Origin of the sequence: Buttiauxella gaviniae, from assembly GCF_040786275.1 — a bacterium.
Classification (GTDB): domain Bacteria; phylum Pseudomonadota; class Gammaproteobacteria; order Enterobacterales; family Enterobacteriaceae; genus Buttiauxella; species Buttiauxella gaviniae_A.
The window spans coordinates 901,957-925,405 of record NZ_JBFMVT010000002.1; the positions used below are offsets into that span (position 1 = coordinate 901,957).

At 51.4% G+C, this 23,449-nt stretch carries 18 protein-coding genes and 2 CRISPR repeat arrays; of the genes, 2 read left to right on the forward strand and 16 right to left on the reverse strand.

Annotated elements, in window-relative coordinates:
* Positions 1-21: 21 nt before the first annotated feature.
* From cysC to cysD, 3 genes are read right to left on the reverse strand one after another with little or no spacing between them, the layout of a single operon-like run.
* Complete coding sequence (cysC, locus tag AB1E22_RS04910) at positions 22-627, reverse strand: adenylyl-sulfate kinase (protein ID WP_367594327.1); 606 nt, start codon at positions 625-627, stop codon at positions 22-24.
* Positions 627-2,054 carry a sulfate adenylyltransferase subunit CysN gene (gene cysN / locus AB1E22_RS04915; protein WP_367594328.1) on the reverse strand — a complete coding sequence of 476 codons (1,428 nt, stop codon included), beginning with the start codon at positions 2,052-2,054 and terminating at the stop codon, positions 627-629. Before cysN ends, cysC begins: the two co-directional genes overlap by 1 nt.
* Positions 2,055-2,065: 11 nt before the next feature.
* Positions 2,066-2,974 (reverse strand): sulfate adenylyltransferase subunit CysD, encoded by a 909-nt coding sequence (gene cysD, locus AB1E22_RS04920; RefSeq protein WP_367594329.1) that lies wholly within the window; start codon positions 2,972-2,974, stop codon positions 2,066-2,068.
* Between the two features lie 412 nt (positions 2,975-3,386).
* Here cysD and AB1E22_RS04925 point away from each other — a divergent pair, with 412 nt between their 5' ends.
* Positions 3,387-4,430, forward strand: coding sequence for an aminopeptidase (locus AB1E22_RS04925; protein WP_367594330.1), 1,044 nt, complete (start codon positions 3,387-3,389; stop codon positions 4,428-4,430).
* A 158-nt stretch (positions 4,431-4,588) separates the two neighbouring features.
* Positions 4,589-5,776: a CRISPR direct-repeat array (repeat unit 29 nt; unit sequence CGGTTTATCCCCGCTGGCGCGGGGAACAC).
* Between the two features lie 84 nt (positions 5,777-5,860).
* Here the strand turns inward: AB1E22_RS04925 and cas2e are convergent.
* The 11 genes from cas2e to cysJ all read right to left on the reverse strand — a co-directional run bounded on the left by cas2e (position 5,861) and on the right by cysJ (position 20,766).
* A complete protein-coding gene (gene cas2e / locus AB1E22_RS04930; protein WP_367594331.1) occupies positions 5,861-6,154 on the reverse strand; it encodes a type I-E CRISPR-associated endoribonuclease Cas2e in 294 nt (97 codons plus the stop codon).
* 3 nt (positions 6,155-6,157) lie between these two features.
* The gene (gene cas1e, locus AB1E22_RS04935) at positions 6,158-7,072 is read right to left on the reverse strand and encodes a type I-E CRISPR-associated endonuclease Cas1e (protein ID WP_367594332.1); all 915 of its coding nucleotides are present in this window, start codon (positions 7,070-7,072) and stop codon (positions 6,158-6,160) included.
* 2 nt (positions 7,073-7,074) lie between these two features.
* The gene (gene cas6e / locus AB1E22_RS04940; protein WP_367594333.1) at positions 7,075-7,728 is read right to left on the reverse strand and encodes a type I-E CRISPR-associated protein Cas6/Cse3/CasE; all 654 of its coding nucleotides are present in this window, start codon (positions 7,726-7,728) and stop codon (positions 7,075-7,077) included.
* A complete protein-coding gene (cas5e, locus tag AB1E22_RS04945) occupies positions 7,728-8,462 on the reverse strand; it encodes a type I-E CRISPR-associated protein Cas5/CasD (RefSeq protein ID WP_367594334.1) in 735 nt (244 codons plus the stop codon). Before cas5e ends, cas6e begins: the two co-directional genes overlap by 1 nt.
* 9 nt (positions 8,463-8,471) lie before the next feature.
* Complete coding sequence (gene cas7e / locus AB1E22_RS04950) at positions 8,472-9,527, reverse strand: type I-E CRISPR-associated protein Cas7/Cse4/CasC (RefSeq protein ID WP_367594335.1); 1,056 nt, start codon at positions 9,525-9,527, stop codon at positions 8,472-8,474.
* 26 nt (positions 9,528-9,553) lie between these two features.
* Positions 9,554-10,153 carry a type I-E CRISPR-associated protein Cse2/CasB gene (gene casB / locus AB1E22_RS04955; protein ID WP_367594336.1) on the reverse strand — a complete coding sequence of 200 codons (600 nt, stop codon included), beginning with the start codon at positions 10,151-10,153 and terminating at the stop codon, positions 9,554-9,556.
* On the reverse strand, positions 10,146-11,708 hold the full coding sequence (gene casA, locus AB1E22_RS04960) for a type I-E CRISPR-associated protein Cse1/CasA (protein WP_367594337.1): 1,563 nt from the start codon (positions 11,706-11,708) through the stop codon (positions 10,146-10,148). The genes casB and casA overlap by 8 nt, the downstream gene beginning before the upstream one ends.
* A 400-nt stretch (positions 11,709-12,108) precedes the next feature.
* Positions 12,109-14,760 carry a CRISPR-associated helicase Cas3' gene (cas3, locus tag AB1E22_RS04965; RefSeq protein ID WP_367594338.1) on the reverse strand — a complete coding sequence of 884 codons (2,652 nt, stop codon included), beginning with the start codon at positions 14,758-14,760 and terminating at the stop codon, positions 12,109-12,111.
* Between the two features lie 179 nt (positions 14,761-14,939).
* A CRISPR array of direct repeats spans positions 14,940-16,067; the repeat unit is 29 nt; unit sequence CGGTTTATCCCCACTCGCGTGGGGAACAC.
* Between the two features lie 340 nt (positions 16,068-16,407).
* A complete protein-coding gene (gene cysH, locus AB1E22_RS04970; protein WP_367594339.1) occupies positions 16,408-17,142 on the reverse strand; it encodes a phosphoadenosine phosphosulfate reductase in 735 nt (244 codons plus the stop codon).
* Positions 17,143-17,248: 106 nt separating this feature from the next.
* A complete protein-coding gene (gene cysI, locus AB1E22_RS04975; RefSeq protein WP_367594340.1) occupies positions 17,249-18,961 on the reverse strand; it encodes an assimilatory sulfite reductase (NADPH) hemoprotein subunit in 1,713 nt (570 codons plus the stop codon).
* Positions 18,961-20,766: an NADPH-dependent assimilatory sulfite reductase flavoprotein subunit gene (cysJ, locus tag AB1E22_RS04980; RefSeq protein ID WP_367594341.1), complete on the reverse strand. Its 1,806-nt coding sequence runs from the start codon at positions 20,764-20,766 to the stop codon at positions 18,961-18,963. Before cysJ ends, cysI begins: the two co-directional genes overlap by 1 nt.
* A gap of 310 nt (positions 20,767-21,076) precedes the next feature.
* On the opposite strand from cysJ, the gene queD reads away from it, so the two are divergent.
* A complete protein-coding gene (gene queD, locus AB1E22_RS04985) occupies positions 21,077-21,439 on the forward strand; it encodes a 6-carboxytetrahydropterin synthase QueD (protein ID WP_367597331.1) in 363 nt (120 codons plus the stop codon).
* Between the two features lie 88 nt (positions 21,440-21,527).
* On the opposite strand, the gene queE is transcribed toward queD, so the two are convergent.
* Both queE and adhP read right to left on the reverse strand, forming a co-directional pair.
* The gene (gene queE, locus AB1E22_RS04990; protein WP_367597332.1) at positions 21,528-22,199 is read right to left on the reverse strand and encodes a 7-carboxy-7-deazaguanine synthase QueE; all 672 of its coding nucleotides are present in this window, start codon (positions 22,197-22,199) and stop codon (positions 21,528-21,530) included.
* A 106-nt stretch (positions 22,200-22,305) separates the two neighbouring features.
* Positions 22,306-23,322 (reverse strand): alcohol dehydrogenase AdhP, encoded by a 1,017-nt coding sequence (adhP, locus tag AB1E22_RS04995; protein ID WP_367594342.1) that lies wholly within the window; start codon positions 23,320-23,322, stop codon positions 22,306-22,308.
* Positions 23,323-23,449 lie beyond the last annotated feature (127 nt).

Genomic DNA, 23,449 nt, shown 5'->3' on the forward strand with positions numbered 1-23,449 from the left:
CGTTACGCCCCTGGCAATGTCTTAGGTTTTGATAATAACGTCACGACGCAACAGGTCTAATAATTGGGCTATCAAATTTGTTACTAATTGTTCGCCGTCTAAGTGTATTTCCGGGCGCTCTGGGGCTTCATAAACCGAGTCAATTCCGGTGAAATTACGCAGCTCACCCGCTCGCGCTTTTTTGTATAAACCTTTAGGGTCGCGTGCTTCGCAGATAGAAAGTGGCGTATCAACAAATACTTCGATAAAACGCCCCTCGCCTACCCGGTCACGCACCATCTGGCGCTCAACACGATGTGGCGAAATAAAAGCGCTCAATACTACGAGCCCGGCATCGGCCATTAAATTAGCCACTTCACCGACACGGCGGATATTTTCCTTACGATCCGCATCGCTAAAACCCAGGTCGCTACACAGACCGTGGCGCACATTGTCGCCATCAAGTAAGTAGGTGCTTACCCCAAGCTGATGCAGCGCTTCTTCAAGCGCTCCTGCTACGGTGGATTTACCCGAGCCCGAAAGCCCGGTAAACCACAGCACCGCGCCCCGGTGCTGATGAAGTTTTTCACGCTGTTCGACCGTGACCGGATGCGCATGCCAGACGACGTTTTCGTCGTGCTCAGCCATTATTTGCCTCCCAGCAAATCACGAGCGCCCCAGTGCGGGAAGTGACGACGTACCAGCGCATTCAGTTCCAGCTCAAAGGCGCTGAAAGCAGACGGTTCCTGGAACACCTCTTGTTGCGGTTCACGCACCATTCCGGCCCCCACCGTCACGTTAGTCAGGCGATCGATGAAAATCAGCCCGCCGGTGACCGGATTTTCCTGGTATTTATCCAGCACCAGCGGTTCGTCAAAGGTTAAATCCACCAGCCCGATACCGTTAAGTGGCAGGCTTTCGACGATCCGCTGCGTCAGGCTGTTGATTTCGACCTGGTAATGAATGTTGTCCACGCGCGCGCGCGTTTTCTTCCCGGCAACTTTGATATCGTAGCTTTGACCCGGCACCAGCGGTTGCTCCGCCATCCATACCACGTCCACTTTCGCAGTTTGCACCGCAGGCTGCGCGTCACCGGCATCAACCAGCAAATCACCACGGCTAATATCAATTTCATCTTTCAGCACCAGCGTGATGGCTTCCCCCGCCGCAGCTTGTTGCAAATCTCCATCAAAAGTGACGATTCGCGCAACGGCGGACTCAACGCCTGACGGAAGGACTTTAACGCGCTGCCCGACATTCACCACGCCGGATGCCAGCGTACCGGCATAGCCACGGAAATCCAGATTCGGGCGGTTCACATACTGAACCGGGAAACGCATGGGCTGCTGCTCGACCAGGCGTTTCACTTCGACCGTTTCCAGAAGTTCCAGCAACGTCGGGCCGGTATACCACGGCATACTTGCGCTTTGAGTCGCCACGTTATCGCCTTCAAGGGCAGACAGCGGCACGAAGCGAATATCCAGATCCGATGGAAGCTGTTCCGCGAAGCTCAGGTAATCCTGTTTAATCTGCTCAAACGTCTCTTCGCTGTAGTCCACGAGATCCATTTTATTGACCGCAACCACCAGGTGTTTGATCCCCAGCAGCGTGGAGATAAAACTGTGGCGACGCGTTTGATCCAGCACGCTTTTACGCGCGTCGATCAACAGGATCGCCAGTTCACACGTTGATGCCCCGGTCGCCATGTTGCGTGTGTACTGCTCGTGCCCTGGGGTATCCGCAATGATAAATTTACGTTTTTCAGTCGAGAAGTAACGATAGGCCACATCGATGGTAATCCCCTGCTCGCGCTCGGCTTGTAAACCGTCCACCAGCAAAGCCAGGTCCAGTTTTTCACCTTGCGTACCATGGCGTTTGCTGTCGGTATGCAGGGAGGAAAGCTGATCTTCATAGATTTGACGCGTGTCGTGCAGCAGGCGGCCAATCAGGGTGCTTTTGCCATCATCGACGCTGCCGCAGGTCAGAAAACGCAGCAGGCTTTTATGTTGTTGAGCATGCAGATAGGCTTCAACGCCGCCTTCATCAGCAATTTGTTGTGCAATCGTGGTATTCATCTGGCGGCTCCTTAGAAATAACCCTGGCGTTTTTTAAGCTCCATGGAGCCTGCCTGGTCGCGGTCAATTGCCCGCCCTTGACGTTCGCTGGTGGTCGAAACCAGCATCTCTTCGATGATTTCCGGCAGCGTCTGCGCTTCGGATTCAACGGCGCCGGTCAGCGGCCAGCAGCCCAGGGTACGGAAGCGCACCATTTTCTGCTCGATCACTTCACCCGGCTGTAAATCGATACGGTCATCGTCAACCATCAACAGCATGCCGTCACGCTCAAGCACCGGGCGCAGGGCGGCCAGATACAACGGAACGATTTCGATATTTTCCAGGAAGATGTACTGCCAGATGTCCAGCTCGGTCCAGTTAGAAAGCGGGAACACGCGAATGCTTTCGCCTTTGTTAATCTGGCCGTTGTAGTTATGCCACAGTTCCGGACGCTGGTTTTTCGGGTCCCAACGGTGGAAACGGTCGCGGAAGGAGTAGATACGCTCTTTGGCTCGCGATTTTTCTTCATCACGGCGCGCACCGCCGAAAGCCGCATCAAAGCCGTATTTGCTCAAGGCCTGTTTCAGCCCTTCGGTTTTCATGATGTCCGTGTGTTTGGCGCTACCGTGCACAAACGGGTTGATGCCCATCGCCACGCCTTCCGGGTTTTTATGCACCAGCAGCTCAAAACCGTAGTTCTTCGCCGTACGGTCACGGAACTCGTACATCTCGCGGAATTTCCAGCCGGTATCAACATGCAGCAGCGGGAAAGGAAGTGTGCCTGGGTAGAAGGCTTTACGGGCCAAATGCAACATCACCGATGAGTCTTTACCGATGGAATACATCATAACCGGATTGGAAAATTCAGCGGCAACCTCACGGATAATATGGATGCTTTCTGCCTCCAGTTGCCGTAAGTGTGTGAGTCGTTTTTGATCCATAACCTTCCCTTAACCGAGGTTTAGTACGGAGAGTCATAGAACCTGCCAGTAGGTGTGATTGTGGGAGCCAGTTTGGACACGGACAGCGCGGAGCAACCGCAACGTACACGTAGTACGTGAGGTTTATGAGCACTGCCCTGGTTCAAAATGGCAAATAAAATCGCCCTGATGGATAGGTTCTTAGCCCGCCGTTTAAAAATTCATTAGGGGACTATACGACCGAGGTTTATTTGTTATGAAATTACGAATTGGAATGAGTAGTTCCACAAAGGAATAACGGCCTGGCAATGCAAATCACAAAATGTGCTTAACCCACGATTTAACGAGGCTTTCAGAGCAATTGAAATTGTGTAACGCCCATCACAGTTTCATACTAGGCGGGCAAAAATTTCCCATTTAAAAAGGACCCACTATGTTTTCCGCATTGCGCCAAACGCTTACCTGCGTGGCGTTAGGAATTTGCTGTACTTTGCCTGCTCTTGCAAGCACCACATCACCTGGCAAAATTGCCGACCAACAAACGCGTCATATTGCCACTGTCTTTCCAGGGCGAATGACAGGCAGTCCAGCGGAAATGTTGGCAGCGGATTACCTTCAGCAGCAATTTAGCCAGCTTGGCTACCAAAGCGATATTCGCCGCTTTAATACTCGCTACCTTTACACCACCAAAGATGGTCATCAGAGCTGGCATAACGTCAGCGCCAGTTCCGTCGTTGCGGCGCGCGAAGGCACTAAACCCCAGCAAATCATTATCATGGCGCATCTCGATACCTACTCACCGCTTAATGATAACGATGTGAATAACAACCTCGGCGGTTTAACTCTGCAAGGCGTGGATGACAACGCTTCCGGCCTCGGGGTGATGCTTGAACTTGCCACGCGCCTGAAAGATATCCCAACGCGCTATGGCATTCGGTTTATTGCCACCAGCGGAGAAGAAATTGGCGCTCTGGGTGCGGAAGATATTTTGAAACGCATGAGCGAGAGTGAGAAGAAAAACACGCTGCTGGTGATTAATCTCGATAATTTGATTGTGGGTGACAAACTCTATTTCAACAGCGGCAAATCAACGCCTACCGCCGTCAGCAAACTGACACGCGACCGGGGATTGGCGCTGGCGCACCGTCTGAATATCAACGCCACCACTAATCCGGGCCTGAATGCCAAATATCTGAAAGGAACCGGCTGCTGTAACGATGCAGAAGTGTTTGATAAAGCGGGGATTCCAGTGCTTTCGGTAGAAGCCACCAACTGGTCATTGGGTCAGAAAGATGGCTATCAGCAACGCGCAAAAAGCAAAGCCTTTCCCGAGGGAACTAGCTGGCATAACGCATTGATTGATAACCAGCAGTATCTGGATAAATGGTTACCACAGCGCATTGAAAAACGCAGTCATGATGTGGTGCGCGTGATGCTGCCTTTGGTGAAAGAGCTGGCGAAGGCTGAAAGAAAGTAAAAAATAAGATGCAATACCCCCATGTATCCTCAAAGGGCTTTATTTCATGCCGATTACAGTTTTCCTCTGCGTTAATGCATCCTGAATCCGATGAGTTCGTTATCACTTCCTTGATGTATGGCACACACTGAAATGCTTACTTCATTGCGTTTACGATCCTGTTTATCCCCGCTGGCGCGGGGAACACTGTTTTAAAAACATTCAACCATGCAACATGTACGGTTTATCCCCGCTGGCGCGGGGAACACATAGTTAATCCGCCCGTCATTGTGTCCCCTGACGGTTTATCCCCGCTGGCGCGGGGAACACTACACAACAATCCCCCATGACGCGCTGTAACGCGGTTTATCCCCGCTGGCGCGGGGAACACCTGCACGGGCCATTTGATCCCGGACGTATTCCCGGTTTATCCCCGCTGGCGCGGGGAACACTGAAACACCGAGCGAACGGCTGTCCGTCCAAGCGGTTTATCCCCGCTGGCGCGGGGAACACTGTGACGTAGTATTCAATCCATTGATTGGCCTCGGTTTATCCCCGCTGGCGCGGGGAACACGATTGCTACATGGGCATTGACCAGATGGGTAACGGTTTATCCCCGCTGGCGCGGGGAACACAACACGACCGTCAGATTCAATAAGACGGCGACCGGTTTATCCCCGCTGGCGCGGGGAACACTTTCAATATATTCGGATAGTCTGCCTGGCACACGGTTTATCCCCGCTGGCGCGGGGAACACCGTCGTGTTAATGCTGCTCTCTGGACCTGTGTCGGTTTATCCCCGCTGGCGCGGGGAACACCCACGTTGCGTGCGCGTGCAACATGCTGAATCCGGTTTATCCCCGCTGGCGCGGGGAACACATCCATCACCGTCGAAAGCATATGATAATGCCCGGTTTATCCCCGCTGGCGCGGGGAACACATTGGCACGCTTCCACAATTCTTTCTCGATACCGGTTTATCCCCGCTGGCGCGGGGAACACTGGACGTGGGGCAATACTTGATTACCGGTGTGCGGTTTATCCCCGCTGGCGCGGGGAACACACCGGTGTTGCGGCACTCGCTCCCGCCGTGCGCGGTTTATCCCCGCTGGCGCGGGGAACACGCGATAATGATCAGGTGCCGATGCTCAGTATCCGGTTTATCCCCGCTGGCGCGGGGAACACCCCGTAAGCAAGCTGAAGACGATGCAACGGCCCGGTTTATCCCCGCTGGCGCGGGGAACACGTGGTACGCAACCAGAACAGGTGCGCCCGCCGCGGTTTATCCCCGCTGGCGCGGGGAACACCCATCGATCTGCAATTCGCCCGTGATATGCGTCGGTTTATCCCCGCTGGCGCGGGGAACACTCTAAAACTATATCATTGTTCTAAAAGGAATTCTTTAGACACAAAAATTCCACCAACTTTTCTTAATTTTTAAAGAACGCTAACTTATTGATTCTCAACGGGGTAAAATGAAACTAACCTTAGCCCATCAAGATCCACCGGCATCCTTCTATTTTCTCCCCATGTCTGAAAATCAAAGCCGGACTCATTATTAACTGCCCATGCCATTACGACATTTCCTTCATCAGCCAGAGTTATGATCTGCTGCCATATCATTTCGCGCACCTTGCGGGAGGTATCTCCCACGTACACACCAGCTCGAACTTCCAGTAACCATACCGCAAGCCGTCCGCGCAAACGTGGAGGAACATTTTCCGTGACGATCATTAACATACTCATACGTCACCCACGGTGCCCAATATCGCCTATTGATGAAGGTTCTGGGATAGCTGGAGGTTGTGAATCTGCAAAAGGAGCTGGAACATCGATTTCGCCCGCTGCCAACACTTCTTCTATTAGTGGGATTAGCCGCGCCAGTGTTTTTTGGCTCCGGAAAACATCACGGCAAGCAAGGCGGACTTCCTTATCCGGGCTATGAGGTGTTTTTGCCGCAATCTCAAAGGCTACAGGAACCACACCCTCAAACTTCACGATGTCTGCAATATCATAAACAAATGAAAGAGGTTTACCTGAATGAACAAAGCCGATAGCCGGGGCGTAACCCGCAGCTAGAATGGCCGCTTCAGTTATTCCATACAAACAGGAAGTAGCGGCGCTGATACATTGATTTACCACATCACCTTTTTCCCAGTCTTTAGGATCGTAACGTCGGCCATTCCATTTCACACCATAACGTTTAGCCAATAACGAATAGGTCTGACGAACTCGGGCACCTTCAATGCCCCGTAACTGTTCGACGGATCGCCGACCAGGAGCCGGTTCTCCAAACCGAAGTTCAAACATCTTACGTACGACTTTAAGGCGAAGATCCTCATCCAGTGCCAGTTTTGCCTGATATAGCAATCGATCCGACCGAGCACCACCCGGTTGGCCACTGGCATACATACGCACCCCGGCTTCCCCCACCCAGACGAGCAAAGTGCCAGTGGTAGCGGCCAGGCGAACCGCGGCATGAGAAATACGAGTCCCGGGCTCCAGCATGATGCAGGCTATCGATCCCACCGGGATGTGCGTACGTATCCCGGTTTTGTCGATCAGAACGAAAGCGCCATCCACAACATCTATTTGCCCATATTGCAAAAAGATCATTGAGGTACGGTCTTTCAGAGGGATGGGTGACAAGGGGATGTAACTCATATTTATCTCCGGCGAATCAACATCAGTCCGCAGCCCAGCGCTTTGCTTTTACCCAATCCATTCTTGAGCGTCTGCATAAAGAGTGGAATATTCATCACCGTCAGGCTTCCTGCAAAGTCCACCGTTGTGAACGTAATGGGATGCTCGCCAGACTTACGCACAAAACGTTGGCGCTGCTGGCCGACAACTTGTATTTCCTGCGCTTCAACAGCAAAACCTCCTCTTTCGCCCTGTGCTTTTAGCCACGTAAATGCGGCCTTCTCCTGTAACTCAGCGATTTCACCCGGGCCAGCACCTTGCAATTTAGCCTGGTATTTTGCATCCATTAATACGTCGCTTCGTTTACCGTTGCGCGTCACTACTGGATTGGCCCGCAGGGCAAATGTGAGTTCCATCCCCTCCACTAATTGCGGATCGAATGGCTTACTGCTGATGGAAAACAATGAGTCTTTGGCAAAAGGGGCAACATCCGAAAGCAGATAAAAACTCTCCCCTTGCGGGGTTGCCTCATGGCGGAATAAAAACGATCTTTCATCCTGTTGAGTGAAAAGCTGCCATAGCCATTGATGGCTGGCATAGGGTTGAGCAACCTGCCATTTTTGCCACATGGCAGGAGTCAATTTCGTTAAATCAAGTGATACACGGGAAAGAAACATCAGCACTCCTCCGTGAGATAACCGGAATGCTGTAAGCGAGTCGTAAATTGCCAACGATTCCGGCTGACGGGCTGATCGCCGCGTTGTTGTGTGGCGAATCCAGATACGCCCTGTTGTTCGCCTTCCCAGACGCAAAATAACTGCGCTGAGCTAATCGCTGCCAGCTCTTCACAATTAAAACCGTAACTGCTGTCTGCATACGCTTTATGAAATGCTTCGCCCAACGTTCCATCGATAATCTGCGGGTTTAATGGCAAAGCGGGCGGGCAAGATTTTCTTCCCAGATATAGCGGAAATACAGGCGCGATTAATGCGCAAGCCAGCTCATCAAGCGTGAACGGGGCATCCGATGTTTCCTGCACTGCTACGTGATAACAGGCATCGCAGCGGTACTCTCGCGAAGTCAGCATCGTGCCGGGCTCTTCCAATGAGAGGATCAGTTCATCGCGCCGGGTGTAATAGCGGCGTTTGCGATTCTCTTTAGGCATCTGCACCGTGTGGTAATCACGCAACCATTGCTCACGCGGAGAAAGTGGCCTGATGGCAAAATGGTAGTGTTGATTCATAAGCTGGAGCTGCTGCTCATTTTCGCGCTTAATACCCAGCGCCGCTGCCAGCAAGCCAAGCAAAGCAGAACGGCTGGGGATTGTTGCTGTGTGGCGAACTTCACCCACCGCAACCTCACCCCAGGACACCAGCGACGCATAGAGTTGAAAGATCAGATATCGGGACATCATCACTCCTTACTGGCTAACAAAGTTCAGCAATTCCTGAAGTGTGCCGTCACCAGATTCCACATTCATTTCATACCGCTGTTCTTCAGTACGCTGCCCGTAAGCGCGAGTGAATTTCTGCTGTTGTTGCTGCAAACGCGTTATTGCCTGAGCATGCTGATCTTCACCTCGCACCGGGCTGAAAAATGCGACAGATAATGCACGCGGCTGCTGCGTACCCTTTTCAGCCATGACATACGAAGCCCAGGCGCGGGAAGCAAAACTGTTTTGCTTACCACCAGGTGAAACGGTTAACGCCGTTTCGGTCAATGCTCGCAAGGTACGCTGGACCAGTTCTTCATTACCGTTAAGGTTTTCCAGCAGTAAATCGCGGCTAATGCAGATATAGCTATAGAACAGCGCCGAAGCGAACCCCTGCTCCCCCATATGGGCAGAACCTGAATCCTTTTTGCCGTTAAGGTCATCCACAGCGGTAAAGAAATCCTCTTCAACCGTTACTGCGCTGACTCCCAACGCATGTGCCACTTGGCAGGCCGCCTCTACGTTGAATTCAGGTTTTGAAGCTAACATACGGCCAAAGAGTGCAATATCCACCGCCTGCGCATTCGCGCGCAGCAGGTTAAGCTCTTCAGGATTTGCTTCGCGGTTGTCAGTAATCAGCGTTGCCAGTAATTTTTGAATTTGCTGCTGTTCTTCTGGGCTGGCATGAACCAACTGTTCAATTTCAAGGTTTTCTTCTGCGCTGGCACCTTTATCACTTTTCAATTTGCCGAACTGTTCAGCAATTTTCCCGGCGATCGAAAGCGCCATTTTTTCCGCAACACCTTTATCACGTAACTGTTTATAGATTTCAGGCCCCAGGCGACGGGTACGGGTACCGATATGGCCATTTAACGCATCTTCAAAAACATCTGAAGTACGCCAGGCGCGTTTCAGGCTTTGCGACGAAACGCGCAGACGCTCCACTCCACCCATGATGGCGGTTTTTGGGCGACCGGTATCGTCCCGATTTAAATTAGATGGGGCATAAGCGGTAAGGATGTGAAGCTGAATAAACGTTGTCATGATTATTATTCCATTAATTTCAAAGATTATTTTTCGGTTGCCAGCAAATACTCGCTGGCCCAGCGCACACTGAAACGGTTAAAGGGATTACTGTCGACAGGCTGGTTTTCTTCCCGCTGCTGCCATTCACGCATCCAGAGGAAAATCCCGTCGGCTAACGAAACGATATTGATCCCCTTTTCGCCCCTTAGCTTCACGGCTCGGGTGAGTTGGCTGCACAATTCAGCCGGTGTTCTGACGGCAAGCAGACGATCAAAGCGCAAACGCGAAAGGCATGGAGTTGAACCATTTATCTTTTCGCCGAGCTGACGAGCGAAACTTACTTTTGGCTCATCAGAACGTGCATGGGCTACAACATAAGCAATAATTGCCAGGGCGAAGGTATCGCTCTGCTTCAGACTTGCGCTTGTAGAAAGTGACTGATTGAGTTGAAAAAATGCAGTCGTGGTTAACGCTCCAAAAGGCTGAGCACAGCGGCGTAATTCTGCGCGCCAGGCGCGGCCATTCGTCGCAACACCCAGACGCTGATTATTGCGCTCCTGCAAAAAATCAAACCAACGGCGCAGCACCTTAGCGGCATCCGGATCGGTGAGTACCACCGGTTTTGCGGTATCAATGTCAAACATCCTGTTTCTCCTTGTGCTCTTGCGTTAACTGGAGCAACTCTTTTAAACACTTCTGTTTAATGAAATTTTTATTAAGATTGAGTCGAGCACGCAGAATACGCGTGAGATCGGCCACCTCGTCAGGATTGGTGAATGCACGCTCATCGAATGCGTGGAACAGATAATCGCGCAACGAAACCTGCCAAAGACGCAAAGCATGACGTGCTTCCGGGAATGTAGCTGACGGGTATTGATTAAGGGTTTTCCACAACTTGCTAAAATCGGCTTCGGTTTGCTGCCAGAACGCAATATCGATGAAGCTAAAATCCCCTTTTGCTTCTTTTGGCGTCGTGAACCACGCCTCTTTTAGCGCATAGCGCAGCAGCGGCAGACTGCTGGTTGCAAGTTCAACAGCCGTTTGCAGCAGTTCCTTCAATTCATCCTGATGAGCTTTTGGCAAGGTGGATAACGTCAGACGGTGCTCATACCAGCAACGCGCTTTGGCATTATCCATGTCATATCCGAAACACCATAAATTGGTCAGATGTGGCACGGTATTCATACGAATAACTTTTGCCGGAAACGTGCAGTTGAGCTTCTCCTCCGACTCTACAACCAAACCCAGCCAGTCTTTGTACGCAAGCCCGCCGGGCTGCCCTTTCAAAGGGATCATTGGCGCACTGGCGTCTTTCGCAGCTCGCCGATAAGGTGAAAGAGGATGAATCCATGTGTCGTACTGCACGCCATAGTTTTTACTGCGCATTCTGGTCAGCAAGGCTTCGTGCATTTCCCCACATAAATCGCATTTCCCCGACGTCGATTGGCTGAAATCAATCTCAAGACGGCGTGGCATGCCCCAGTAAGCCTGAAGAGGGTGGGCATTTTCTGGAGTCACAATGTTTTTGGGGGTTTCGCTGCTGCGGGTCGCAGCCAGCCATGGGAAAATCAGAGGCAATTGCTCTTTTTCCCACTTATCACGAGCGGGAAAAACATTTAGCCAAAGCTTTCTCCATAAAGCTTCATCCGTTTTTTGCGGAACCAATAGCGTAGTCATTGGCCCCCCGCCACGCATGCTGGTGCGGAACCCGGCTCCGGCAGCAGGAGAGTTGGTCTGTACTGTATACAAGGCCATTGCGGCACAGTGCGGGCAAAATTGCTGGTAAACACTTCGCTTCACGAAATGATCTTTATTGAGCTTTAGCGTATTTCCGCCCGGCGCATCCACCAACAACCCTGCAATCGATGAAGACTCAACGGGTAAGGTATCTAAATCCTGCAAAAAGGCGGGCTTTTGTGGGCCGAAATTAAATGCCTCAGCAATCCCTTCCAGTGCGTTATGCCAGTCTGACGGTTTAATCCCCTCTTCCCAGACTTCATCCCACTCTTCCTCATCTCGTGGTGGCGTCACGGTCTGCATCAGGCCAATCAGCAGTTGATAAGCGGCCCCCTGAAAATCCGCACGTGGCCACACCAACTCAACAATGTCATTATCAAAGAGCTGCTGTGGCGATATTTTCCTGCGCTGCCCAGAGCGGTCGATAACGGGTAGCCAACGTTCTGTGATAAGGCAAAACATGGAATCTCCTTTAAAATAGCCCCCACCCTAGGGGCATTGAGCAATCCTTACAAACCAAACCATAAGAATGAAATGATTAATTCCCACTCACCATGCTGGCGACGTTTAAAGATTATTTTCATTTACATCCATTTTGTTATTTGACTCCTCACAGAACGCTACTGTTATACAGGCTCGGCAACGATATGTAGTGTCCACCTTATTTGGCGTTCTAATGTTTGCCGCCAACACAGATTACGCTCAAGCAAAGTCAATATCAATAAGTGTATAGTTAGAAAAGGATTAATATTTAAAAGTTAATAGAAGATAATTGGAAACATTGTTAATCTTTTATGGCTAGTATTCCCCGCAACTGCGGGGATAAACCGTGTATTGTTAGAAAAGCTATTCGTTCCCCACGTCAGTGGGGACTTCCCTCAAGACCTGATTCTTTACTGTAAAACTCTGCAACCTTATCCCGCTCCAGAAGAGCTACCTGGGCTGCGGGATTGCGGATAGTTAACCGCATTTTTTCTAGCGCCTCGCCTTCCAGATGCGGGATTTTCTGAGCCAGCGTTTTCCACAACGAAGGCCGGATGGACAAGCGACTTTGTTCCCAGGGGTACGCATCCCCTTCAGCATAAGGTTCGCCATCTTGCCAGGTGAGATAGAGATCAACCGTGTCTGCATTCAAACGAGTCGCCAGATCAAGATTATCCCAGGGATAATCACTGGCTTTACGTGCATAACCCTCGTCGCGCCGCAGCAGCGTTTGAGCGGCAATTCCACTGGCGCTGAAGCTTTTCCCCATTGCCAGATCGCTTGCAGGCTGTAGATCAGATGGCGCGGCAATCCATTCCGCATACACACTTTCGACTAGTTCACGGGCATCTTCCGGCATCCGAATTGCCCCTTTCTCACGGAGAATTTGCTGTGTGCGCCAGAGGCAAGCGTGATCGGCATAGACAAAACCCGTTCCCGGGATAGATTCCTTTAACCAGTCAGATTCAGGGTCGGTCTGCCAGGCGGGTGCCAAAATATGGAGTACCGGAGGGATTCGCGTTCCACGTTGATGCCGTTGCAGGCGACCTGCACGTTGAATAAGTAAGTCGATAGGGGCCAAGTCACTAATCATCACGTCCAGATCAATATCCAGACTTTGTTCAATAACCTGTGTGGCGATAAGAACCTTGCTACGCCGACCAGCGGCGGTGCTTTCTTTACCAAATTGGTCCAGAGCCTGGGTTTCGACCTTCATCCGGTCAACAAAAGCAAAGCGGCTATGGAACAGCAGTAAATCCTCTTCAGGAAGGGTTCCGCACTCCTTCAGTTGGCGATAAACCTCAATCGCTTCATCCACAGTATTTCGAATCCAGCAGATGCATTGCCCGAGACTTACTGCCTGTTTGATTAGATCAACAGCCTGTTGCGTTTCTGTGAGCCACGCTACCCCCACCTCACGGGAAACTTCAGGACGTGTGGAAGTAAAGCTTTCATGAAGCGTTTCGGTAGTCAGCAGAGAAAACCAGGGGTATTGCGCATCCGGAGTCGGGTTGGGTAATTTGCCCCCCGTTCCTTTCTGGAATGCGCGCAGAAGTTTGTTACGCAATGAGTAAGGCAATGTGGCGCTGAGGATGATCGCACTCCCGCCCTGGGCCGCATGGAAGGTGAGCAAACCTTCCAGAAGACGAACCATATAGCTGTCATAAGCATGGACTTCATCTAAAATCAGTAACTTGCCAAAAAGGCCAAGTAACCGCAGTGACTGGTGTTTAAAAGGCATCACCGCCATCAATACCTGATCGAGCGTACCGACACCGACTTCAGCCAGTAGCGATTTTTTCCGTGAATCCGCAAACCAGGCATTGCAGGCGCTGCTGGCGGAACTTTCACCAGCCTCATAGTTAAGCTGCCCGCGATTCTCATCCCCCCATAATGAGTGGTTAAAATCATCAGACATATGGCGCGCACCATGCGCCAGAACCAGCGAAGGCAAACTGCTTTGCGTAAACAAAGCCCGATACGCCAGAGAGAGGCGACGGAACATGGCGTTTGAAGTCGCCATCGTAGGAAGCCCGACATACAGGCTATCGCTCTTTCCGGCTGACATCAGGCGGTGGGCCAGAATCAGTGCAGCTTCCGTTTTCCCGGCCCCAGTAACATCTTCGAGAACCAGCAACTGCGGGCCCGGGGCAGAAATATCGACTTCTAACGCTTTTTGCTGAAGCGGTGTCAAATGTTCAATAAAGGGAAATAACGCCTGATAAGAATGAAAAGTCTGTGTTGTGGAAGGATTTGGTAATTGCTGCAATGCTCGTTGCGCCAGGATTTGGGCTTTTTGCCAGTACTCAGCGAGAGGCAAAATATCACTCACCAGGGGAAAGTAAGACTGGTTTGAACCTAGCCAATCAGCCAGCACCGTCAACCCAGCCAGCAGCCAACTACTCTGCTTCAACTTATCTCGCCAGTCTTTGTCAGCAAAGAATCCAGGTATGGCATCAACGTCTAGTAATAACGAAAGGTCGGAAAGCCAATTCTCCGCAGCGATTTTATCCTCTTCAGTAAATGCCTGAGTTCCTTTGACTTCAGTTTCTGGCGGTTTTCCATGGTGCCCCGTTGCGATGCTAAACCAGCAATCAAGCGCATAACGGGATTTCTTTTTTTGTTCACAAATAGGAATGGCGCTGCAAAGACCTTCTTGCCAGCGCAGTGAAATATAGTCTTTCCACAGCCAGTAACCCAATGAATCATGGCGGGCGCAGTATGCTTTGCCGCTCACGGCTGGAACTAATAATGGATGTGCCCCGCGAAATAACTGCTGGAAGCCGCGAGCAAATTTTCCGAGATCATGAGCGCCGAGAATCCATGCAAACCAGCGAGCGGCTTCATCGCGATTAAATCCAAGCTCAGCAAAAATATCTGCTGCATGAAAGTGGTTACTCATCACCATCTGCCAGCCACACGCGGCAACATCCAGACTGTGCCAGGGCAATAAATGATAAGCCGAACTATCAGGGTCGTCTTTTCGACTCGTTTTTCCCCAATAGTGGAAATAATCGGATTGCTGATTCATGTTCAGTCGTCAAATATATATGCATACGACTACTAGAGCGTAAGTAGGATTTTTTATTTTTGATATCAATCAGATCATTTTGTATTTAACGGGGTTTTGTTCTGATAAATGGATATTTCTTTTCTCCCCCACAAGTGTGGGGAACACAGATAGTCGATGTAGTCAGCGTTGTGGAAGTCCGGTTTATCCCCACTCGCGTGGGGAACACGTCCGCCGCAGTGATTGGGTCAGCCATGGTTACGGTTTATCCCCACTCGCGTGGGGAACACACAACCTGACTCTTCAGCTCGTCACGCTCTGCCGGTTTATCCCCACTCGCGTGGGGAACACCCGACGCTGTTTCGCTGCACGTCGCTCTGCTGCGGTTTATCCCCACTCGCGTGGGGAACACTTCGGTCATTTCGATAGTTCCCTCTGTTGTTGCGGTTTATCCCCACTCGCGTGGGGAACACTCATGGATGCTGCCCAATTTAACGAATCGCAACGGTTTATCCCCACTCGCGTGGGGAACACTATGCGTCATTTCAGGACAGATGGCGTATATGCGGTTTATCCCCACTCGCGTGGGGAACACCAAAGCCATTTTCGGTCACACAGAAACGGATGCGGTTTATCCCCACTCGCGTGGGGAACACGCTGGTAGAGGCGCAGGATGATGATGATATAACGGTTTATCCCCACTCGCGTGGGGAACACATAAACTTACTCAGCATGGTTTCATATATGGTCGGTTTATCCCCACTCGCGTGGGGAACACTGAGCCATTTTCTCCAGGCTTATCAGCAGACTCGGTTTATCCCCACTCGCGTGGGGAACACCCTCTGGATAATTTCAACCAATCGCCTGACATCGGTTTATCCCCACTCGCGTGGGGAACACGGGAAATCACTAGCTGGAGAGGCTGGCTATGGTCGGTTTATCCCCACTCGCGTGGGGAACACACCATTCGGCATTGTTCGGCAATCAGCGCCGCCGGTTTATCCCCACTCGCGTGGGGAACACTTGCGGCAGTAACAAAAGCTGTGGTTGCGATGCGGTTTATCCCCACTCGCGTGGGGAACACTTCCTCTCCCGCCAGCAGCTGGCCTTTTTCATCGGTTTATCCCCACTCGCGTGGGGAACACATGTCGGCCGGAAGGTAACTGACAGCCATATCCGGTTTATCCCCACTCGCGTGGGGAACACGTTTAGCACGGTAATCGCCGCACCTGATGCGCCGGTTTATCCCCACTCGCGTGGGGAACACGCTCTTGTCACCGCGTGGCAAGTTGTAGAACGCGGTTTATCCCCACTCGCGTGGGGAACACTCTAAAAATATCTTACTGATCTATAAATATTTTTTTAACTTTAAAAATCCACCGGTTTTTTCTAATTTTTAAAGTGCACAACTCTTTGAATTTAAAATGATAAAAGATCACTCATACGGTGAATGACAAAATTCCCCGGCGGCTTCATGCTTATCTGGATGACTAAACAATCTTTACTGTCTTGAGGGGATTAATTAACCATTAATTATTCAAGCAGTTATTGATTAACGTCAGGTAGTCTTTAAGGGAGAAACATTCAGGAGGGAATAACTTAATTACAGCAATAAATATAAAATAACGCCGACCCTCTCTTTAAGGAGAGAAAGTCGGCGTTCAGCAATCAACCTTCGTGAAGACCACATTCACGCTTCAAACCAAAGAAACGGGTTTCTTCTTCTGCCATACCCTCTTCCCATTTGCGCGTGGTGTGGGTATCGCCGACGGAAAGATAGCCCTGATCCCACAGCGGGTGGTATTTCAGGCCGTTGGCGGTCAGGTACTGGTAAACCTGGCGGTTGTCCCAGTCGATGATCGGCAGAATTTTGAATACTTCGCGCTGAATCGCCAGCACCGGCAAATTCGCCCGGCTGCCGGATTGCTCACGGCGTAAACCCGCAAACCAAGTTTGCCCGTTAAGCTCACGCAATGCGCGGTTCATCGGCTCGACTTTGTTGATGTCATTGTATTTTTCAATGCCCTCAACGCCCTGCTCCCACAGTTTTCCGTAGCGCGCTTCCTGCCAGGCGGCACTCTCTTTGGCGCTGAAGACTTTCAGGTTCAATTTCAGCTTGTCCGTCAGCTCATCGATAAACTGGTAAGTTTCCGGGAACAGGTAGCCCGTATCAGTGAGAATGACCGGAATATTGGGAAACTGCTGCGTAACCAAGTGCAGGCTTACCGCCGCCTGAATACCAAAACTTGAGGACAACACAAACTCGCCCGGAAGATTTTCCAGCGACCAGGTCACGCGCTGCTCGGCGCTAAGTTTTTCGAGCTGAGCGTTGACCTCAGCCAGCGCCATTACACGCTCGACTTTCGGTAATTCATTCAGTGCTTTTAGATCGAGTACGGACATACGTGCCTCGCTTGTTGGTGAACCAGTGGTGGATGGCGCTGACACTTATCCACCCTACAAGTCCGTCATAGGACGGGTAAGCAATGCGCCACCCGCCGTTAAACCGTTAATCCCACATATCCCGTGCCGGATCGAGAACCGGACGGATAATCCCGGCGCGAATGGTAAAGTCGCCAAAGCCTTCGTCAGCCTCGCGTTCTTTCGACCAGCGCCCAACCAGCTCATCAATGGAAGCCAGAATTTCCGGTTCGGTAATATTTTCACGATACATACGTGGAATACGCGTCCCGATACGGTTACCGCCAATGTGCAGGTTGTAGCGCCCCGGAGCTTTCCCCACCAGGCCTATTTCCGCCAGCATCGCACGGCCACAGCCGTTCGGGCAGCCGGTGACGCGCGTTACGATGTGCTCGTCCGGCACATGGTGTTTTTCCAGCACTTCTTCAACTTTAGTCACAAACTGCGGCAGGAAGCGTTCAGCTTCTGCCATCGCCAGCGGGCAAGTCGGAAATGCCACACAGGCCATTGAGTTTTCGCGCTGCGGTTTCACCGCGTGCATCAGCCCATGGTCTTTGGCAAGTTTCTCGATTTTTGCCTTTTCGCTTTCCGGCACACCCGCCACGATCAGGTTCTGGTTGGCGGTCAGGCGGAAATCACCTTTATGGATCTTCGCGATCTCAACCAGGCCCGTTTTCAGCGGCCTGCCTGGGTAATCCAGAATACGACCGTTCTCGATAAACAGCGTCAGGTGCCATTTGTCGTCGATGCCTTTTACCCAACCAATACGATCGCCGCGGCCAGTGAATTCATACGGACGGATCGGTTCGAATGTGATCCCCGCCCGGCGTTCAACTTCAGCTTTGAAAACGTCAACACCCACACGTTCAAGGGTGTATTTGGTTTTGGCATTTTTACGGTCGGTACGGTTGCCCCAGTCGCGCTGCGTGGTGACAACGGCCTCCGCTACCGCCAGCGTGTGCTCCAGCGGAATGTAGCCAAATTCGCTCGCGGTGCGTGCGTAAGTTGCTTTATTACCATGTTCGATGGACAAACCACCGCCCACCAGCAGGTTAAAGCCCACCAGCTTGCCGTCTTTGGCGATCGCAATAAAGTTCATGTCGTTGGCATGAAGATCGACATCGTTCTGCGGCGGTACCACAACGGTGGTTTTAAACTTACGCGGCAGATACGTTTCACCGAGGATCGGCTCTTCATCGGTGGTGGCGACTTTCTCTTGATCCCACCAGATCTCAGCATAAGCACGCGTGCGCGGCAGCAAATGCTCAGAAAGTTTCTTCGCCCATTCGTAGGCTTCCTGGTGTAGTTCAGACTCCACCGGGTTAGACGTACAAAGCACGTTACGGTTCACGTCATTGGCGGTTGCCAGCGCGTCCAGCCCAACTTCATGCAACATTTCATGCGCCGGTTTCACGTTCTTTTTCAGAATGCCGTGGAACTGGAAGGTCTGGCGGTTGGTCAGACGAATGCTGCCGTAAATGGTTTTATCTTCGGCAAATTTGTCGATGGCACGCCACTGCTCAGTGGTGATGATCCCGCCCGGCAGGCGGCAGCGCAGCATCATCGCATGGCGCGGTTCGAGTTTTTGTTCCGCACGTTCAGCGCGAATATCACGGTCGTCCTGCTGATACATGCCGTGGAAGCGGATCAGCAAAAAGTTGTCGCCTCTGAAGCCGCCGGTCAGGCCATCCTGCAAATCTTCTTTAATGGTGCCACGCAGGTAATTGCTTTCACGTTTCAGGCGCTCGGCATCGCTTAGTTTGCCTTCGACCACTAATGGTCCTGGGTGTTTTTCGCTCATTAGTAGACATCTCGCTGATAACGGCGCTCAACGCGCAGCTCACTTAAAAATTCATCTGCCGTTTCGATATCCATGCCACCGAACTCGGCCACCACTTCCAGTAACGCCTGCTCAACGTCTTTCGCCATGCGATTCGCATCGCCGCAGACGTAAATGTGGGCACCTTCATTAATCCAGTTCCACAGTTCCGCGCCTTTTTCACGCAGTTTATCTTGTACGTATATTTTGTGTTGCTGGTCGCGAGACCAGGCAAGATCGATGTTAGTCAGCAGGCCGTCTTTGACGTAACGCTGCCATTCCACCTGATAAAGGAAATCGTCGGTAAAGTGTGGGTTACCGAAGAACAGCCAGTTTTTGCCGCCTGCTCCGTCGTTTTCACGCTGCTGCATAAAGGCACGGAAGGGGGCAATGCCGGTGCCAGGGCCAATCATAATCACCGGTGTTTCCGGGTTAGCAGGCAGACGGAAGTTGTCGTTATGTTCGATAAACACGCGTACTTCACCATCTTCTTCAAGACGGTCAGCCAGGAAACCTGAAGCGCCACCGGTACGGGCACGGCCTTCGATGTCATAACGCACAACGCCTACCGTAATATGCACTTCGTTTTCAGCTTCTGCCTGGGATGAGGCGATGGAGTACAGGCGCGGCGTTAACGGGCGCAGCAGCTCAATCAGTTGCTCAGCCGTTAATTCAGCAGGCGCGTAACGCACCATGTCGACAATCGGCGTGCTTTGGGCAAAGTGTTGCAGCTTCGTTTTATCACCAACTAAATCCAGCAGCGCGGCGTTGCGAGTAGTCTGAGCATATTTCTCAACGATATTGGCGGTGTTAATTGTTAGCTCAAAATGCCACTCCAGCGCTTCGCTAAGGGGCAAGGTTTTGCCATCAACGGAGACGCTTTCGTCGCCCTTCAGCCACAATAATTCAACCAACTCTTTCACGAGTGCGGGATCGTTTTGATACCAGACGCCAAGCGCGTCGCCCGGCTGATAGCGCAGGCCGGAATCCCCCAGATCGATTTCGAAATGACGCACATCTTTCTCAGAATCACGGCCGGTGATTTTCTGGTTAACCGCAAGCGTTGCGGCTAATGGCGCTTCTTTGCTGTACGGGCTTGAGGAAACTTCGTTAACCACGCCGGTGGCAGTCACTGCCGCTTGCGCCGGTGTTTCTGCCGGAACGCGAGATTTCAAAACCTCGACAATTTTTGCACGCCATTCAGCGGCGGCAGGCTGGAACTCAACGTCGCTATCAACGCGATCCAGCAGGCGTTCACCGCCCAGCTCTGCAAGTTTGGAATCAAAATCTTTACCGGACTGGCAGAAGAATTCATAAGACGTATCGCCGAGGCTGAACACCGCAAACGCAGTGCCCGGGAGTTTTGGTGCTTTCTTCGAGAACAGGAACTTGTGCAACGCCACGGCTTCTTCAGGCGGTTCGCCTTCGCCTTGTGTGGATGTTACGACAACCAGCAGTTTTTCCTGGGCAATTTGTTTGAATTTATAGTCGCCCGCATTCACCAGGTTGACGTTTAATTTTGCTGCGAGTAAATCATCACGCAGCTGTTCGCTGACGCGGCGTGCGTTACCGGTCTGCGAAGCAGAGAGTAGAGTGATAACCGGAACCTCTGCCGCTGGAGGTTGTGGTGCCGCTACCGCGCCGGGTTGTTGGTTAATCATTCCCCAGAAATAGCCCGATAACCAGGCCAGTTGAGTCTGCGAGAAGTCGGTTGTCGCCGCCTGGAGGCGCGCAAGCTGCTCCGGAGTGAGCGGCAGCAAAGCTGTCGGTGGGGCCTGTGTTGTCATGCTTATTGGGTTCCAGTAGCAAAAGATCCGTTTCATCATTCAACGGTAAAAAGCATTCATGGTGTAAGGTTAACCACCGGAATAGTAACAATTAAAGAAGGTATGGAAATAACAAATAACCAAAATGACTAACCGATTTTTCGGGTAAAACATAGTGTTAAAAGTGATTAATTAATTCATTGATTTATAAGAGTTTAAAAACACATTCCTGCTTAAAATAGGCAATACCGGACAGATGCTAGTTTTTGTTAATGCGTAAAATAGTGGTTTCCGGTACTATTCGGCGGTTTTTCGCCCTACTGAGACTGAAATCATGACCACCACCCTGTTTAAAGATTTTACCTTCGAAGCCGCTCACCGCCTGCCACATGTGCCAGAAGGTCACAAATGCGGTCGCCTGCACGGCCACTCGTTTATGGTGCGCCTGGAAATCACTGGCGAGGTCGATGCTTATACCGGCTGGATTATGGATTTCTCCGAGCTGAAAGCGGCGTTTAAACCGACCTATGACAGGCTGGATCACTACTATCTGAATGATATTCCAGGTCTTGAAAATCCGACCAGCGAAGTGCTGGCAAAGTGGATTTGGGATGAGATGAAGCCGCTGGTGCCGCTTCTAAGCGCGGTGATGGTGAAAGAAACGTGTACCGCCGGTTGCGTGTATAAGGGTTGACTCCTCGGCGGTAATGTCGGGTGGCCGCTTATGCCTTACCTGACCTACATGCGAAAAAGAAAGGCACCGTAAAGGTGCCTTTTTTGTTTTAAGCGATATTCAAATACTTATGTGTCTGCATCGACAGTCGCCAGTTACGGGCGATACAGGTTTCGATACACAGACGCGTAGCGTCTTCTTTCTGGCTGATAGGTTGGAGTGCAATCACCCGCTTTTTATCATCAACCAGCGTTGCCAGCAGTTCGTCCAGCGCTTCTATATCACGCATACGTCCTACCGGATGTTTAATTTCATCAGCGCGCTCCAGCGCCTGGGAAAGCACGTCGTAGCCACCGCGCATGTTCACTTTAGGGGAAACCGTTACCCAGGTTCCTGCGGTGCAACGCACTTCATGAGTGCCGCTGGTTTCAATCTGACAGCTATAACCATGATGCTCAAACAGCGAGGTTAACGGGGTGAGATCGTGAATACACGGTTCGCCGCCGGTAATCACCACGTGGCGCGCGGTGTAATCCTGGCGCTGGAAAATCGCCAGCAGGTCTTCAGCGCTGGCGCTGCCCCATTTGTCGCTTTCTTTGGTTTTGGCCAGAATGCTAAACAGAGAGACTTCACGATCCGCGAGTTTTTCCCAGGTGTGTTTGGTATCGCACCACGCGCAGCCCACCGGGCAGCCTTGTAGGCGAATAAAAATGGCGGGCACACCAGTAAAATAGCCCTCCCCTTGCAGGGTCTGGAACATCTCGTTAATCGGATACTGCATAGTCTTCTCAAAAAAGGTGTAAAGAGTAATTATCGCAGATGTGGCGGCTGAGATCATGCAAATGGCCGGGATTATCCCAGCCATTTTAAGTTCACTACAAAAATGCTTACTTCTTAGTTTTAAAATCAATCACCATACGGCCTTTGATTTTCCCTTCTTCCATTTCTTTGAAGATGGCATTGATATCTTCCAGAGGGCGCAGGGTGACTTTAGGCACTACTTTACCTTCGGCAGCAAACTGGAAGGCTTCGGCTAAATCATGACGGGTTCCCACTAATGAACCCACCACTTCGATCCCATCGAGAACCAGACGTGGAATGTTCAAGCTCATAGATTCAGATGGCAAACCCACCGCAACAATACGCGCGCCTGCGCGTACGGCGTCTACCGCAGAGTTAAATGCCGCTTTCGCCACGGCAGTCACTACCGCCGCATGTGCGCCACCCACTTTCTCCTGAATGACTTTGGCAGCATCTTCATTGCGCGAGTTAATGACCAAATCCGCCCCGCTCTCTTTGGCGAAATCTAACTGAGCATCATTCACATCAATAGCAATGACTTTGGCATTAAAGACATTTTTAGCGTATTGCAGCGCGAGGTTGCCAAGGCCGCCTAAGCCATAAATCGCGATCCACTGACCCGGCTTAATGTGGGAAACTTTCACCGCTTTATAAGTGGTGACGCCTGCACAAGTCACACTACTCGCAGCAGCAGATTCAAGCCCATCGGGAACTTTTACTGCGTAATCTGCCACCACGATACACTCTTCAGCCATGCCACCATCGGCGGTATAACCCGCGTTCGTGACGCTGCGACAGAGGGTTTCGTTGCCGGTGTTACAGTATTCGCAGTTCCCACAGCCCCGGAAGAACCACGCAACGCTTGCGCGGTCACCTACTTTCAGGGACGTGACGCCAGGCCCCACCGTCTTCACAACACCAATACCTTCATGCCCGAGGGTAATGCCGGTTACGTCACCAAAATCTCCATTTTTTACATGTAAATCGGTGTGGCATACGCCACAACATTCCATGTTAAGCAATGCTTCGCCGTGTTTAAGGGCGCGAACGGGTTTATCAATGATCCCTACAGAGTGGTCTTTATTCACAACTGCTGCTTTCATGTCGGTCTCCTGACCTGTGATTGAAAAAGTCCCCGTAAGCCTGGTCGACAGGCCAGGGTTGTGCAAACTTTACCCTCAAGGGGAGACATAAAGTGTTCAGAAGCCGACAAAAAAAGAGATAAAAAAA

Excerpts from the sequence above, each read along its gene's own strand:
- casA (WP_367594337.1), bottom strand. The coding sequence starts at position 11,708 with ATGTTTTGCCTTATCACAGAACGTTGGCTACCCGTTATCGACCGCTCT.
- cysD (WP_367594329.1), bottom strand. The coding sequence starts at position 2,974 with ATGGATCAAAAACGACTCACACACTTACGGCAACTGGAGGCAGAAAGC.
- casB (WP_367594336.1), bottom strand. The coding sequence starts at position 10,153 with ATGTTTGACATTGATACCGCAAAACCGGTGGTACTCACCGATCCGGAT.
- cas6e (WP_367594333.1), bottom strand. The coding sequence starts at position 7,728 with ATGTTTCTTTCCCGTGTATCACTTGATTTAACGAAATTGACTCCTGCC.
- cas7e (WP_367594335.1), bottom strand. The coding sequence starts at position 9,527 with ATGACAACGTTTATTCAGCTTCACATCCTTACCGCTTATGCCCCATCT.
- AB1E22_RS04925 (WP_367594330.1), top strand. The coding sequence starts at position 3,387 with ATGTTTTCCGCATTGCGCCAAACGCTTACCTGCGTGGCGTTAGGAATT.
- cysN (WP_367594328.1), bottom strand. The coding sequence starts at position 2,054 with ATGAATACCACGATTGCACAACAAATTGCTGATGAAGGCGGCGTTGAA.
- cas5e (WP_367594334.1), bottom strand. The coding sequence starts at position 8,462 with ATGTCCCGATATCTGATCTTTCAACTCTATGCGTCGCTGGTGTCCTGG.
- cysH (WP_367594339.1), bottom strand. The coding sequence starts at position 17,142 with ATGTCCGTACTCGATCTAAAAGCACTGAATGAATTACCGAAAGTCGAG.
- cas2e (WP_367594331.1), bottom strand. The coding sequence starts at position 6,154 with ATGAGTATGTTAATGATCGTCACGGAAAATGTTCCTCCACGTTTGCGC.
- cas1e (WP_367594332.1), bottom strand. The coding sequence starts at position 7,072 with ATGAGTTACATCCCCTTGTCACCCATCCCTCTGAAAGACCGTACCTCA.
- cas3 (WP_367594338.1), bottom strand. The coding sequence starts at position 14,760 with ATGAATCAGCAATCCGATTATTTCCACTATTGGGGAAAAACGAGTCGA.
- cysJ (WP_367594341.1), bottom strand. The coding sequence starts at position 20,766 with ATGACAACACAGGCCCCACCGACAGCTTTGCTGCCGCTCACTCCGGAG.
- cysI (WP_367594340.1), bottom strand. The coding sequence starts at position 18,961 with ATGAGCGAAAAACACCCAGGACCATTAGTGGTCGAAGGCAAACTAAGC.
- cysC (WP_367594327.1), bottom strand. The coding sequence starts at position 627 with ATGGCTGAGCACGACGAAAACGTCGTCTGGCATGCGCATCCGGTCACG.
- queE (WP_367597332.1), bottom strand. The coding sequence starts at position 22,199 with ATGCAGTATCCGATTAACGAGATGTTCCAGACCCTGCAAGGGGAGGGC.
- adhP (WP_367594342.1), bottom strand. The coding sequence starts at position 23,322 with ATGAAAGCAGCAGTTGTGAATAAAGACCACTCTGTAGGGATCATTGAT.